At 42.8% G+C, this 14919-nt stretch carries 17 protein-coding genes and 1 riboswitch; of the genes, 5 read left to right on the top strand and 12 right to left on the bottom strand.

Translation table 11 applies throughout. The features are described 5' to 3' along the window. Positions 1-7: 7 nt before the first annotated feature. From BUB11_RS16190 to BUB11_RS16170, 5 genes are all read left to right on the top strand, one after another. Complete coding sequence (locus tag BUB11_RS16190; RefSeq protein ID WP_073030797.1) at positions 8-1171, top strand: ABC transporter permease; 1164 nt, start codon at positions 8-10, stop codon at positions 1169-1171. A 310-nt stretch (positions 1172-1481) separates the two neighbouring features. After that, a complete protein-coding gene (locus BUB11_RS16185) occupies positions 1482-2633 on the top strand; it encodes an ABC transporter permease (RefSeq protein ID WP_073030796.1) in 1152 nt (383 codons plus the stop codon). A gap of 140 nt (positions 2634-2773) precedes the next feature. Beyond that, entirely contained in the window at positions 2774-3889 is a 1116-nt protein-coding gene (locus BUB11_RS16180; RefSeq protein ID WP_242947577.1) for a cytochrome c biogenesis protein CcdA, read from the top strand. A gap of 597 nt (positions 3890-4486) precedes the next feature. Next, positions 4487-5179 carry a response regulator transcription factor gene (locus BUB11_RS16175; protein ID WP_073030794.1) on the top strand — a complete coding sequence of 231 codons (693 nt, stop codon included), beginning with the start codon at positions 4487-4489 and terminating at the stop codon, positions 5177-5179. A 1-nt stretch (position 5180) separates the two neighbouring features. Then, positions 5181-6578: a sensor histidine kinase gene (locus tag BUB11_RS16170; RefSeq protein WP_073030793.1), complete on the top strand. Its 1398-nt coding sequence runs from the start codon at positions 5181-5183 to the stop codon at positions 6576-6578. Positions 6579-6756: 178 nt separating this feature from the next. Here BUB11_RS16170 and BUB11_RS16165 read toward each other — a convergent pair whose 3' ends face one another. The 12 genes from BUB11_RS16165 to BUB11_RS16115 all read right to left on the bottom strand — a co-directional run bounded on the left by BUB11_RS16165 (position 6757) and on the right by BUB11_RS16115 (position 14893). Next, positions 6757-6969, bottom strand: a complete 213-nt coding sequence (locus BUB11_RS16165; protein WP_073030792.1) for a hypothetical protein — start codon at positions 6967-6969, stop codon at positions 6757-6759. Positions 6970-7215: 246 nt separating this feature from the next. Beyond that, positions 7216-7461, bottom strand: a complete 246-nt coding sequence (locus BUB11_RS16160; protein WP_200797935.1) for a GNAT family N-acetyltransferase — start codon at positions 7459-7461, stop codon at positions 7216-7218. A 70-nt stretch (positions 7462-7531) separates the two neighbouring features. Continuing rightward, entirely contained in the window at positions 7532-9109 is a 1578-nt protein-coding gene (locus tag BUB11_RS16155) for a sensor histidine kinase (RefSeq protein ID WP_073030790.1), read from the bottom strand. After that, positions 9106-9816, bottom strand: coding sequence for a response regulator transcription factor (locus tag BUB11_RS16150; RefSeq protein ID WP_073030789.1), 711 nt, complete (start codon positions 9814-9816; stop codon positions 9106-9108). The genes BUB11_RS16155 and BUB11_RS16150 overlap by 4 nt, the downstream gene beginning before the upstream one ends. Positions 9817-9927: 111 nt before the next feature. Continuing rightward, positions 9928-10305: a YopX family protein gene (locus BUB11_RS16145; RefSeq protein WP_242947572.1), complete on the bottom strand. Its 378-nt coding sequence runs from the start codon at positions 10303-10305 to the stop codon at positions 9928-9930. A gap of 118 nt (positions 10306-10423) precedes the next feature. After that, positions 10424-10561: riboswitch (cyclic di-AMP (ydaO/yuaA leader) on the bottom strand. Between the two features lie 644 nt (positions 10562-11205). Then, positions 11206-11487, bottom strand: coding sequence for an SHOCT domain-containing protein (locus tag BUB11_RS16140; protein WP_073030788.1), 282 nt, complete (start codon positions 11485-11487; stop codon positions 11206-11208). Positions 11488-11566: 79 nt separating this feature from the next. Beyond that, positions 11567-11788, bottom strand: coding sequence for an SHOCT domain-containing protein (locus BUB11_RS16135; RefSeq protein WP_073030787.1), 222 nt, complete (start codon positions 11786-11788; stop codon positions 11567-11569). Positions 11789-11805: 17 nt separating this feature from the next. After that, positions 11806-12246: a hypothetical protein gene (locus BUB11_RS16130; RefSeq protein WP_073030786.1), complete on the bottom strand. Its 441-nt coding sequence runs from the start codon at positions 12244-12246 to the stop codon at positions 11806-11808. A gap of 242 nt (positions 12247-12488) precedes the next feature. Continuing rightward, a complete protein-coding gene (locus tag BUB11_RS28815) occupies positions 12489-12611 on the bottom strand; it encodes a hypothetical protein (protein ID WP_282434011.1) in 123 nt (40 codons plus the stop codon). A 154-nt stretch (positions 12612-12765) separates the two neighbouring features. Next, the gene (locus BUB11_RS16125; RefSeq protein ID WP_073030785.1) at positions 12766-13416 is read right to left on the bottom strand and encodes an amino acid ABC transporter permease; all 651 of its coding nucleotides are present in this window, start codon (positions 13414-13416) and stop codon (positions 12766-12768) included. Then, positions 13413-14084 carry an amino acid ABC transporter permease gene (locus tag BUB11_RS16120; RefSeq protein ID WP_073030784.1) on the bottom strand — a complete coding sequence of 224 codons (672 nt, stop codon included), beginning with the start codon at positions 14082-14084 and terminating at the stop codon, positions 13413-13415. The genes BUB11_RS16125 and BUB11_RS16120 overlap by 4 nt, the downstream gene beginning before the upstream one ends. Further along, positions 14084-14893 (bottom strand): transporter substrate-binding domain-containing protein, encoded by an 810-nt coding sequence (locus tag BUB11_RS16115; RefSeq protein ID WP_073030783.1) that lies wholly within the window; start codon positions 14891-14893, stop codon positions 14084-14086. Before BUB11_RS16115 ends, BUB11_RS16120 begins: the two co-directional genes overlap by 1 nt. Positions 14894-14919 lie beyond the last annotated feature (26 nt).

Genomic DNA, 14919 nt, shown 5'->3' with positions numbered 1-14919 from the left:
GCATTCAATGCGTCTAACAAATATCGTGGTGCAAAACCTACGTCGCCGCAAAATGCGCTCCTCATTATTGATGCTCAGCGTGATTATTGGAGTGGCTTCAATCATCTTCCTCTACACGACGACTCAAGCCATGCAAGAAGATGTTGCCAACAAGCTTGATCAATTCGGTTCTAATATCCTCGTTCTCCCTGACACAGAACAATCCTTAACCTTTGGTGGTATAACCGTTGAAGCTCCAACTCAGATCAAAGAACTGGATATGTCCCTTATTCCGCTTATGCAAACCATTAAGAATAAAGAAACCTTGGCTACTATTGCCCCTAAACTGTTAGCAAATACTAAGCTTAAAGGTCGAGAAATTTTGTTGTTAGGAGTTGATTTTCCTCAAGAATTCCAACTAAAAAAGTGGTGGAAAGTGGATGGTCTGGAGAAGAACCAAATTCCCAGCGCAGACCAAGTCATTTTAGGGAGTGACATTGCAAGTTCCCTTGGTCTTATCCCTCTTCAAACTGTAACTATCCTAGGACAGGACTTTAAGATAGCTGGAGTCATACAACCTACAGGGTCAACAGAAAATGACCAAGCTGTATTTATGGACTTAGCTGTTCTCCAAAAACTTACAAACCGACCCAACGCCATAAGTCTTATCGAAACGGCTGCCTTATGTTATACCTGCCCAATCGAAGAAGTTACCCAACAGTTAAGTGACAAACTTCCTGGGACTAAGGTTACCGCGCTTATGTCCAGCTTGGAATCTCGGGATGATACCGTCAATAGATTTAACCTATTTGCTCGAAGTGTATCCCTGATTCTCTTAATAGCTAGCAGTTTAGTTATAACTATAACGATGAAGTCTTCTGTGGAAGAACGGACCCGGGAAATTGGAATCTTTCGGGCCATTGGTTTCCGTAAACGTCATATTATTATAATCATCCTTGGGGAAGCAGGTTTTTTAAGTCTTCTGGGCGGGTTATTGGGGTACATTCTTGGCATGAGTATGGCCGTAAGCTCCGGATCAGAGCTCATGAAAGCTCAAGTTCATATCTCTTGGCAACCTAATTTGCTAATCTATGCCTTAAGTGCCTCTCTAATAATTGGACTGACAGCAAGTTTGTATCCCGCCCTCAAAGCTGCAAGACTTGACCCGACTGAGTCTTTGCGTTATCTGTGATTTCAGAGGCCGGAGATCAGAAGCCGGAGGTCGGATCACAGTTCGGGGTTCGGGGTCGAGCAAGCAATGCATGAGGCTGTAGACAGAGGCAAGCATAGTTTTTAGGTCGAGGTTCAATATATTGAGCGATGCGAGACGTCAGAAGTCTTGTCTTTCTTGAGGAACGACCGCGGGGGTCAAAGTTGTCTGATCGTCGGATTTAAGCATAAGTACGAGATATGTAGAGTGTAAAGGAAAGTTAAAAGTGGAGGATGAAATAGTACAGCGATCTTCGAAATTCGAAAACCGCTGTTCGGCAAAGGAGAACAAGATGACACTCACTGATATTGCAATCCAAAATTTGCGTCGTCGGAAAGGGAAAACTTTCTTTCTGATGCTTACTTTTATATTAGTAGTAGGCATAACTGTCACATTAAATTCATTAGCTAAAGGTATGCGGGATGATTTACAAAAAAGCCTAACCCATTATGGTGCTAACGTCGTAATTACTCCCAAGTCCGAACATTTTACACTCAGCTACGGAGGTCTTTCCGTTCCGGGGGTTAATTATGAAATTAAGCATTTAGATTACGATAGTTTAGCTAAATTGAATAATACCCCTGCTCTTATGTTAAACGGAATTGCCCCCAAGATTATTGGTTCCGCCACTGGAGATTCTGTCACGGGAGAGATCAATCGTTATCTGATCATCGGAGTGGATTTCCCCACAGAACTGAAAATGAAACCTTGGTGGAGTATAAATGGCCAATTACCTAGTGAACAGGAAATTATTATTGGTTCGTACCTGGCCCAGACAGAAAACTTAGCGATGGGGAATGCTCTGGAACTTAACCAGAAGAGTTATCCCATTGTGGGGATAATGCAAGAAACAGGCGGCTCAGAGGATAGTGGAGTATTTACGAATTTTAACACTGCACGATCGATTACCGGAATAGATTCTTGGTCAATGATCGAGCTCAATACGGCTCAACCAACTAAAGCAGTGACCCTGTTGAGTGAACTCTTACCTGAGGCTAAAGTCTCCGAAATATCTCAACTAGTTCAGGGAGCCAAAGAAAGTGTGGATCGCTTTTCTAGTTTTTCCTTAATTACTTCTATTTTACTGGGAATTATCGGGGTCTTAATCGTATTCGTCACAACCTTAGGTAATATCAACGATCGCGCTACGGAAATTGGCATCTTTCGAGCCATCGGTTTTCGTCGTCAGCATATCTTTTCCATTTTGATTCGCGAGATATCTTTAGTAAGTCTCTGTGGAGGAGTTTTGGGATATTTTATAGGGATCTTGACGCCCACTCTTCTTGCTCCAATCGCTTTCCAAAAAACAGTGAGCTTTGAATTCCACCCTTTCATTGCTTTGACCGCAATCAGTGCTTCTGTCATAATAGGGGTAGCTTCGATTCTTATTCCGGCTCGGCGAGCCGTACAGTTAGATCCCTTAGAGGCACTATCCGCTATCTAGATTTATCCCGATAGTTGCGGGTCACTTCTCGCCATCCCTGGCTACAGCGACACTTGGCCGTCCTTGGCCGGCGGTCGCTTCTCGCCATCCTTGGTTGCAGCGACACTTGCAAACTAAAATTATAATAATGGGGTGTTATTATAAAGACAAAAATCAAATTGCTTATAATACTAACGGTTGCAATTTTATCCGTAATGGCTTTAGTCATTCCCAGATACACTGGTCCCTCAGAATTTCACGTAACTAATCAACCAATGGTTGCTTTCCAGGACGCCCAGAACTCTGACAAACCAACTTTCTTGGAGTTTTATGCTAAATGGTGACCCAGCTGTAGGAGCATGGAGCCCGTGGTGCTGGCTCTAGAGAAAAAATATAGTAATAATATAAACTTTATTGTTGTTGATATTGATGATCCTCAAGGACAGGCTCTTGCTAAGCAATTTGGCATCTACTATATCCCTGCTTTTTTCGTGATAAATGAGCAAGGGCAAGTTACTTATAACGATTCTGGCCCTCAAAGTAAAAGTACCTTAGACAATGCTCTCAACTCCGGTAATCCAAATGATACTTGGTACGGATCCTTCTTTAAAGACACTCTCCCGCGTGCTTTATCTAATGGTGGTTTAACCATCATACTTTTGGTTTTCTTAGGGGGATTAATGACCAGTCTGAGTCCTTGCATATTGTCGATGTTACCTGTCATGTTAGGGTATATCGGCGGCTTGGAAAAACCCTCTAAAACAAAAGGCTTTATTACTTCAGTGTCCTTCGTCCTAGGCCTGGCTGTTACCTTTGCTATCTTAGGTACAGCAGCCGCACTTTTAGGTAAAGCTTTTGGCCAGATTGGCCCTGCCTGGATTTATATTATTGGTCTTTTCTCAATTATCATGGGATTACAGCTAATTGGCGTTATCAATATTAATTTGCCGGGGTTACAGGCTATGCCCGAGAAAAGGGGCGGAGTTTTTGGTTCTTTTGGAGTGGGCTTATTGTTTGGTCTGGTAGCTTCCCCCTGTGCCACTCCCGTGTTAGCAGTTCTGATGACTTATGTAGCTGGTCAAGGTATGCTTTGGTATGGCGCCTTATTGCTCTTTATCTATGGCCTTGGTCATGGGCTGCCGCTGATTATTGCGGGAACTTTTACTGCGGTTCTAAAGAGTTTACCCCGTTTACAAAAATGGGGGCACTATTTTACCTATCTGAGCGGCAGCCTGCTCATAGTGTTGGGTTTATACTTCTTCACGCGAAGGAGTTAGCAATCTAATAGCTGCATTCTCATCTTTCCAAGGATTCTTCTGAGTTATTGTTATGGGTTTTGAGTTTATTATTACTTGAAAGAGTAAGGTAACATAATACATAACCCAAAACTGAGAAGCATACGGATGTTACCAATAAATCTAGCCCTTCGATATAGACCCCTCCCTAGAAATTTATTTTTAAATTTATAATGAAAAAATAGTATACTTATTACAACTTCCTTAGCATTCTAAAACCTGTCTCAAATATATCAAACCCTTGTCTAATTAATCGTGACTCGGATCACATTAGCTAATATTGAAAAATTGCCTGTACATGTTAATTGGTTTCTACCTAGCACCTTATATTAATTATTATATTAAAATAAATATAATTAGTCAATTGGATTTGAACTAATTTTAATCTTTTACCCCCTCTCAAGGATATTTTTTCTTCGTTTGATTATCCCTTAGGAAAACCTTAATGGATCCCTTCCGCCACACCGCCGCGTACCATTGCCGTAATTCTAATCTTTCCACGCAGGTAACCAGCTTCTGATATAAGTAAAGAAACATCTGACTAACAGGATTGCCGGGGTCAGTGAGAGGAGTCCATCGATGAGGATTTTACTGGTTGATGATGAAAAAAAGATAACCACCGTGCTTAAGGCTTACCTTCAACAAGAAGGTTTTCAAGTCAGCACTGCTATTAACGGACTTGTCGCTCTGACCATGTTTAAAGAAAACCCCTTTGACTTACTGATTCTGGATCTAATGCTCCCTGGCATGTCTGGAACAGAAATTTGCCGCGAGATTCGCAAAATATCCTCCGTACCCATTATCATGCTCACTGCTAAAGTCGAAGAAGAAGATCGTATCCAAGGCTTAAGTATCGGTGCAGATGATTACATTACAAAACCTTTTAGCCCTCGTGAAGTGGTTGCCCGGGTACGTGCCGTCTTACGTCGGGCAAATAATGATACTGCACCCCTTGCAGACGTAATTTCCTATGACAATGGCCTCACCATTGATAACATACAGTATGAGATTCGGCTGCAGGATCAAGAAATCTCGTTGACCCCAACCGAATTTAAGATTCTGGGTGCCTTAGCGAAAAATCCTGGACGAGTGTTATCTCGAGGTCAGTTGGTAGAAATTGTTCAAGGGCACAACTTTGACGGAGATGACCGAGTGATTGATGCTCATATTAAGAAGATCCGCCAAAAGATTGAAACTACTCCCGGCAACCCACAAATTATTTTGACTGTCTACGGTATTGGCTATAAGTTTAACCCGAATGCGGGGGGATAAAATGCGCACAAAATTGTTTCTTTCCACCTTGATCATCGCGCTGATAACCTTAACTTTCAGCATGCTTTCCGTGAACTTTGTCTTCAAACAGCAGTTTAGTAATTACTTGACTCAGGTTAATGAAGCGACTTTGGAACAGTTACCCTTACGTCTGAGTTCGCTATATCAGACCACAGGCACTTGGGATCCTGCACTTCTAAACGAAGTAAGTCATACCCTCCCGATGGGTACAGTTGTTACTCTAACAGATCCCAAGGGCAAGCTCATTGCCACGTTAAGCAACCCCATGGATAATATGATGCACGGTCAGGGCCAAATGGGTATGGGTATGGGCATGGGTATGTCTTCCCAAACCACTACAAATTGGAAAACTAAAACCTTCACAGTGTCAGGACCCCTCGGCAATTTAGCCATAGCAGAGGTCCGCTACCCTGCTACCGCACAGAGTCTCAATCCCCAAGATCTCCGCTTCCAATCTGCAGTCTTTCGCTCTCTGCTTTTCGCTGGAGGATTGGCCCTTCTATTTGGGATTCTTCTCAGTTACTTTACAAGCCGCAGGCTCGTCGCTCCACTCAAACGCTTAACACAAGCCGCCAATCGTATTGGTCATGGACATCTTGAGGAACGCGTTTCCCTTCGTTCCAAAGACGAGGTCGGGCAACTGGCAGACGCTTTTAATGCGATGGCTGACAATTTAAATCGGCAAGAAACCATGCGTAAACAGTTTACCGCCGATATTGCCCACGAACTGCGCACTCCCTTGACCTCGATCAAAAGCTATATTGAAGCCTTCCAAGACAACGTCCTTCCTGCCAATCATGAAAATCTCTCTTCTATAAATGAGGAGATTAACCGTCTAGTTGACTTGTCAAGCGATCTAAAAGACCTAAATGTTGCTGAAATAGGCGGATTACACCTAAAGCTTGAACTTGTGGACATAACACATCTTCTTGAGAAAATCACACACAGCCTTTACCCTCTTATCCAGGAAAAAGAATTGACTCTAAATTGGAACACTCCCGAGAAACCCGTTACTGCGGTGGGGGATGAACGCCTTCTGACTCGACTCTTCTATAATCTGCTCCACAATGCCTATCGATACTCAAACCCAGGCGGTCAGATTAGCGTTACTCTTGCACAAACGCCGGATTATGCTGAAATCAAGATTATGAACACAGGTATAGGCATTTCGGAAGACGACCTACCTTTAATATTCGAGCGTTTTTACCGAGCTGACCAATCCCGAACCCGTGTGACAGGGGGGACCGGAATTGGTCTGGCGCTGGTCCGTCAGATTACGGACCTCCATCAAGGTACGATCTCAGTACAGAGTAAAGTCGGTCAGGAGACGGAATTCGTCATCAAGCTTCCTAAAAAGATAAAAGTGGCTGAGGAATAGATCCTCAGCCACTTTTAGAACATTGAGATATCAGATTTACTAACTCCTGTACAAAAATCTGTAGCCTCAGTTAATTCCATCTTTTCTCAGAATCATTTTTTGTTTTTCACTAAATGCTTTCTTTACAAAGGTTTCAGCGTTTGATCATAGAACAATAGTCGATAACCGTTGGCATAGTTCACAAATAAACAAATCTTAACCTCTGACTATAGCGAATCGCAGCTTCAAGGGCCTGCTCGCCTTTCAGCTGGAAAGCTTTCCCGTCTGGACCAATGTGATAAATTTTCAGCTCACCACTGTTCTTTGTCCATTCAAGACAGCACTCGTGACAATAATAACGGTTACGGCCGATGCGGCCAGTGTCGTGCGCTCCGCACAAGGGACAAGTCAATGCTATCAACTCCCTAATAACTTGTGTTTAGTCCGGATAACCATGTTCGCTCACCTGCACAGGACAATGATCATTCACAGCGCCTAACTTTGCATCAAGGAGGGGATATCTTTTCTGTGCTCGAGATTAAGAATAGACCGCCCAGCGCCGGAAATCTGCTTCCCGCGCCAGGGGTCATACAAATGAGAGGAGAGGAGCTGACCTTTTAATTATACTCAAGAAATATTAACCGGCTTTTACCTAACCTTAAAAATTCTTTTCTAAAATATTAATAAATGTTACAAGACTGGGATAGCCCAGAGACAACCATTCAAAGACATAAAAATGCCAACGGTTTCCGGACAGTAATGACCGATAACCGTTGGCAGCAACATTTGTCGCGTCCACAGTCAATTCAACCTCTTCTATATTCTCGTTGGCTAACGCTTGCAAACTTTTTTCGATCAATTCTGTTCCCAGCCCTTGACCACGCATTTCCTTTGAGATAGACACTCCTATCATCTATGCTTTACGTGGGTTGTCCCAGTCCAGCATGCACTGAACCAAGCAGAGGAAAAACAGTCTAATTCTTCTCAAAAGATGGGAAACTTATGTGAAAAGTTGTCCCCTTTCCTAACTGGCTTGCCACATCAATGTTGCCGCCTTGTAACTGAACCAGCTTTTTCACAATCACCAGCCCCAGACCGCTGCCTTTTTCCTGCATGTGATCAGCACGTTGGTTCTTGATCCGATAAAACCTTTTCCATATGTGAGGCAGATCCTCGGGCGATATGCCAATACCATTATCCTCAATGCTCAGTTCCACTTTACCTTGTCGGGTCTCTACGCCAACCCTGATGGTGCCGTTCTCCGTGGCCCTAGTCGCATTTTTCAGTAGATTCCTGATAACCTGTTCCATCCGGTCAGCGTCCCCGAGTACGATGGCTTTCTCTGTTTTTTGGTCCAAAAGGATCGAGGTGTTCGTGCGATTAGCCAGAGGCTCCATGGATATAGCCACACCGTGGGCCAGAGCGTTCAAGTCCACAGGTAGTTTTTCAACCGTTAGATTGCCGCTTTCCAGGCGGCTTAATTCCAAGATGTCATCTATCAGTCTGCTGATATGAATCGTTTGCGTGTAAATCGTGTCTAAATACCTCTCCTGTATAGCCTCATCTTGCACGATACCGTCCCGGATAGCCTCGACAAAGCCTTGCACGGCAGTCAGCGGGGTACGTAACTCATGGGATATCTCCGCAAATAAACGGGCTCTTTCTTCTTCCACCCTGCGACTTTCAGTCTGTACCTTCTGGAGTCTTTCCGCCAATTTATTAAGCTGTCCGCCAAGGTCATTGATTTCATCCAGAGGCTGGTCCTTATCGCTCAGAACATAACTCCCTCTGCTGATCTCTGCCACAGTGGCAGTCAAACGGGAAATCGGCCTGGAAATATACATAGCCAGGTAGACGGAAATGAAAATAATAAACAGCAGGATGATCATTCCCCCGATAACCATGTACAAACGCATTTTGCTTAAAGCAAGGTCAAGATTAGATGATTTCGTTTCCAGCAGGATCCCGTTTTCAATGGCATCCTTGTTGTTCCCCATGGGCACAACGGTGACAAAAATCGGCTGATCGGTATCAGAATCTACTGTTTGGGTCGTCGCAATTGAACCATTTTTGTTTTTGAGTATTTCAATGTATTTCTCCTCTATCTTGCTACCGGGCACCATTTCCTGCTCTGCCGAGGTAGCCGTAATCTTTCCTGTCATGTCAAAAATCGTAATCTTAGCGTCAAAGATATCAGCCAGATATTTCAAGAAATCCTGTTGGGCCTGAATCTGACTGCTTTTTAGCTGGTCAGGTGGAATACTCCACGCGCTGTCCGTCTGCTGGAGCAAGGCAAAGTTTACTCGTTTGGCCTTACGTAACAATTCCTGTTGAACCTGATCATAGGTTACCTGCTTCACCACAAAGCTGGAAAACATCATCAGGACAATCAGAGCGATAACAAAAGCCGTAACATTGGTGAACAGTATCCTGGTGTAAAGATTTTTGTTGAATTGTTCCTGAAGTATGCGTTTACTAATGAGCAAAAACTGATGCAGGGCACGGATTATCAACTGAAGTTTTTCCCTGCCCTGCTGTCGATAAGTATTCACGACACGGTCTCTCCCCTTTTTGCAGGAGGTGTAAACTGGTATCCCACACCCCATACAGTTGTCAAGTATTCAAACGGCAAAGGTGCCAGCTTGGTCCTCAACCTGCGAATGTGGACATCTATCGTACGCTCATCACCGAAGAAATCATACCCCCAGACAGCCGCCAGCAGATCCTCTCTGCTAAAAACCCGGCGCGGATTCTGGGCCAGGTAGTAGAGCAAATCGTATTCTCTGGGAGTGACTTCAATTTGTTGATCCTCAATCAAAACTGTCCTGGAATCGGCCAGGATTTCTAACCCGGGGTATTTCAATTTCCAATTCGTCGCTGTATCCACAGGTTGAGTACGGCGCAGTAACGCTTTAATTCTCGCTACCAATTCTCGGGGACTGAAAGGTTTAGCAACATAGTCATCGGCTCCCATTTCCAGTCCCAAAACACGGTCTGCTTCCTCTCCCTTGGCTGTAAGCATGATGATAGGAACCATGCGTATCGACCTTAGATTGCGGCATATTGTAAGCCCATCCTGACCCGGAAGCATGATATCCAGTATTACCACATCAGGATTTTCTCGGTCGAATGCCGCTAGCACCAAGTCACCGTTGCTTACCCCAATAACTTTAAAACCTTCCCTTTCACCATATAACTTGACCAGTTCCAATACATTTTGGTCGTCATCAACCAACAGAACCTTACCACAATAAGACATTTTACCCTCCCTCAGCGGTATCCTTTTCCATCTAAATACTTTGATGCGATGGTACCAATCTTTCTCTGGATTGTACTAATTGCCTATAATTCCGGTTATATTCGTATTCAATCATGGAGCTGCTATTTGTAGGAGATCAGCATTTTGATACTGATTTCCTACAATATCACCAATCTCTACATCACTGATCTTTCGATTTAAAGAGCTTCCTATCTCAACAAGTTCGAAACTCCCTATTGATTTATTCCAAATCACTTTGTAAATTGCAGATGAAATTTTCATAAAATCACCTTCATAGACATCCGTTTCATTGGCATCAAATAAACCGGTCCACTGCAACAATTCAAATTTTTCCGCTGGTTCCCACGAACGACCGGGAATACTTATAGCAAATGGAGCTTGCATCTGTGTATCGAATGTTATAGCTTGTGGCTTAAACATTTTCAGCCTAACCTTGTCCCAAACTCTAAATTTAATTTCTTTCAACAACGTCGGCGCATTCCTCCCCCATCTTCTCTATTAGTGGGAGAGGAATGCGCCTTCCCTCCTCTCAATAATGCGTAAAGGGTCCCGCGTTGAACTAGACGCAGGACCCTTTACGAAGTTTTTTCTCTCTTGTAAGCGCTTACGAAGTTAGCTGACGGATTCGGGCAAAAGATACAACCCTACCGGCAAAAGCCGGATTCACCCCAAAAAGATGGGTCCCCCGTTTCCCCATTTGTGCGGAACTCAGCGCGTCCTTAACTATTTAGTTGGAACAACTGACAACTGATATGATTATTATAAGTTGTCAGTTGAGCATATGTCAACCCTTAGGAGCCAGGAATATCCTTCCTATGCTGCCTAGGTATAAAATTTTTATTCTGGTAATCCGATTATTGGGTGAAAGTTGTTCCAAAAATACTTAACAGATTGTCGTAAATGTTCTGCAATTTATCTTAAAGAGGGGAGGAGCTTGGCATACCTTCTATTTACCGTTTGTCCTTGGTCCGTAGGAGCAGGAATTTCATTATCCACCGCTTCTTCTTCGTCCACTGGAGTATGGATTTCATTATCTACCTATCGTTTCAGTTTCAGCCAGAAAACGTAATTGTTTCCTTATTGAATTTAACGATTAAATCATCTTATTCACATATAATACCTCCCCTTCCTTAAGATAAGAACTATTCCTCCTTTCGAAGCCAATTATACTGAAGGCATATTAACTGGTATTTACTAAACTATGAAAATGTTTTGCGAAAATGTGAAAAAATGTTACAACGGGTAAGGAATTTTGTAATTTAGCTTTAGTCGAAACAAAGTTAAGATTAGCAGAGTTATTTCATTCATCAGTAAACCATAAAAGCGGCTGAGGATCAGTTCATCCTCAGCCGCTTTTATGGTTTTTAATTATTTAATCTCTAAATCCCGTTTCCTGCTCTGGAATTCCTCTGAATCTATCTCGCCACGCGCATATCGTTCGCGCAGGATGTCCATAGCACTATGCTTACCTGTTGCCCCGTTATGAACAGGTGAGGCATTTCGACGAAATAGATAGATACCCAGAAGGATAATCCCAATCCCGAAGATGAGATGCATTCCTATTCCCGCCATACCCATCATCCCATAGCCGCCGCTTCCGTAACCACCATATCCCCAACCACCCATCATATTACCCCAGCCACCCATCATGTAAATTCCTCCTTCAAACATATTTTTGATTTTCTATAAATACAGCCTTCGATATTCCCTTTCGAATATAAAACGCTGTTTATTCTTTTTTAATAGATACGTACCGTTTTTGCCCAGAGAGTTCTCGTTTCCTTTCAAGGTATTCATCTCTTTGAATCTCACCGCGTGCATATCGTTCATTCAAGATATCCAGTGGTGTATTCGCTTGAGATTGATGGCCCATACAGCATGAAGCTCCAGAACTAGATGGACTAAACATATAATAAGCAATAACGGCTAACAGAATTAAACCAATCATCATTTAAGCTCTCTCTCCTTTTAATTATTTGACTGAGATGCCATTCCATTTACACTCCCATTCATCATAGAACCGCGGGTACCGGTCATACCACTACTTTTGGTCATCATGCTCCCTCCAGATTTACTCATAAATTCATTCATCTTATCTATGTTCTCTTGACCCATTTGAGCTTTAACTACCGGATTGGAATTCATGAGTTCTTGCATCTTCTCAAAATCGCCTGTTTGCATTGCATTCTGCATACCCTGCGAATTATGAAGGTTTTGCATTTCGGTCGAATTCATAAGAGTTTGGTGTTGTTCCGGTGAAAAGGTTTTCTGCATGTATCCATTCATTTGTCCAAACCATCCACTTCCTTGTTGCTGAGACGTTTCTGCCAAGGCCGGCAAAGCCATGAGACCTAGAACTAATGTTGCAGTACCTACGATCACGGTAATTCTTTTACTGAATTTTTTCATTGAATATTCCTCCCAATCGATTATTAATTTCTGTTACGTTTCCTGTGAATCTGCTGTCCTTCTATGTCCTTAGTCTAACTCTCTGATACGATTAACTCATGAAAAAGTTGTGAATTTCTTATGAATAAGAGACCCTGATTTAAAAAATCAGAGTCCCTTTAAGATACCATCGCTTCTTGTTCCGCTTGAAAAGTTGTGGGTTTTCTTTATCAATTTACTCTCTTAACTAGATTATCATACCATTACTCATTTGACCCGCTTAAGTTGTCCTCTGCGGTCTTGATTAAATCACGATCACTATGCTCAAATTGTTCCGCAGGGATCTCGGACATTAAATTCGCCTTTTTCAGTAGCGAAAATGTCATCCTTTTAGTTCATCCGCCTTAAGTCGGTAAAGAATCTTACATTTGTGATAAAACTGCCTTTATTATAAAAAAGACGACCCTAATCTAGGGTCGTCCACTAAGAAGAGTCATAATTTTTTTCAGAAAATATTTACTAACAACTCGTTAAAACAACTTAATAACTCTGGTGTACCATTTTAAGTTGTTGTCGACGGGCTATAATTGAGAGTGAATAATTCAGAACGAAATACGTTGATGCAATCATCCCAAAGATAGCAAAGAACTGAGCAGTTGTACCGTATTGTCCTAAAATAATCATGCCTTTACCTGTCAAATCTTCTACACCCACAACCCATACAAATGATGTATCCTTAATAACTGTTATAAACTGAGATACTAAAGGCGGGATCATTTTGTGCATAGCTTGAGGCAGAATAATATTCGTCAGGGTTTGACGATAAGAAAAGCCCTGTGACTTGGCGGCTTCCCACTGTCCTTTATCAATGGAGGTTAACCCCCCTCGGACAATCTCGGCAATGATGGCCGAAGTGAAGACTGCGATTGCGACAATTCCTGAATTAATCGGTTTCATAGTGGTCATAAAACGAAAAACTAAGATAAAAAGAAGCATAGGAATGTTACGAACGCATTCAATATAAATTGTAGCGATTCTACCCAGAATAGGTTGTTTAGAGTAACGAGCAATGCCAAGGACAGTTCCGAAGACAAAACTAATCAGAATAGCCATAACTGCAATATAGATAGTCGTCAATAGTCCTTGACCAAGAAAACGAATAAGTTCAGGTTTAAAGACCTCTTGAATCATGATGACACCCCCGTTTTACCTTCTAAGCGGCGTGTCAAGGTCGCTAAAGGCAAACAAAGAAGGAGATAAAGCAGACCAATTGCAACATACGCAGGCCCATAGTAGAGATTGTCACTTGACCAGGAGTCCGCACGATACATCAGGTCACCGCCGGCAACCATAGCAAGTACGGATGTGTTTTTAATCAGGTTAACCGCTTGATTAGTGAGGGGTGGTAAAACGATTCGGGATGCTTGCGGCAAGATAACGTGCCGCATAGCTCCCCAAAAACTAAAGCCCTGAGATAAAGCTGCTTCCATTTGCCCCTTGTGGATCGAGTCGATTCCAGCCCTGACCACTTCCGCAATATAAGCGCCATGATACACGCCGACACCTAAAACACCCACTGCGAAGACAGGTATCATAACATCCATGTGAGGCAACCCATGATAGAGGAAATAAACTTGGATAACGAGTGGCGTATTTTGAATGAATTCCACATAGACGCGACTTACCAGCTTGGCGAGTTTCCACTGAGAAGTCCCTAGCACCCCAAACACTATTCCCAGTATCAGGGCCAATGCAAGGGAAAGGACGGCCACCATAATGGTGGTTTTAAACCCCTCAGCAAATACCGTCCAATCGCGAAAAAGGGCTTCCCATTTAAACCAAGCAAAAGGACCAACCACTATTTAAGACCCCACTTTTGTGTCATTTTATCAAGCTCTCCAGATGTTTTGAGCTTTGCAATCGTATCATTTACTAATTTAGCTAATCCGTCATTTCCTTTTTTAGAGGCAACTCCATAATCTTGAGGACTAAAACTATCCGCCAGAATAACCGTTGAATCATCTAAATAACCAGATAGGATAGATCCATCTACGGAGAAACAGTCAACTCGGCCAGAATCCAAAGCTGCCTTAATTTCCGGATAGGTACTGAACTCCATGAAGGTGACTTTTGCTCCAATCTTATCAGCAGCCTCTTGAATAGCCTTCTTACTGGTGGCGCTTTGGGCTACACCGATCTTTTTACCGTTTAAATCTTTGAGACCTTGAATACCGGAATCCTTTTTAACCATTAATTTTACACCATCGGTAAAATACGCGTCAGAGAAGTTGTAACTCTTTTTTCGCTCTTCCGTAACGGTAAATGTGGCAATAACTAGGTCTACATCCCCGCTGTCCACTAAGGGACCTCGAGTTTTCGCCGTAACGGCAGCAGGTTCGATTTTCTCAGTTCCCAAAATTTCTTTAGAGATGGCATTAGCTAAATCAATTTCAAATCCAGTGATTTCTTCCGTCTTTGGATCCTTATATCCAAAATTAGGGACATCGACTTTAACCCCTACTTTTAGAACCCCCCGGTCTTTGATGGCCTGTACATCTGCAGGCAATCCGCCGGCGCCTTTGTCTGGGGTAGTCGGAGTAGACCCACATCCTGTTACCAGACCGGCAACTAATAATAAACTTGTTAAAATAATACCAAATTTCTTCATTATATATATCCCCCTCTTCCAATTCT

This window comes from Desulfosporosinus lacus DSM 15449, assembly GCF_900129935.1.
GTDB lineage: Bacteria > Bacillota > Desulfitobacteriia > Desulfitobacteriales > Desulfitobacteriaceae > Desulfosporosinus > Desulfosporosinus lacus.
The sequence above is the reverse complement of the archived record's forward strand: the minus strand, read 5'-3'. Positions and strand labels throughout refer to the sequence as shown.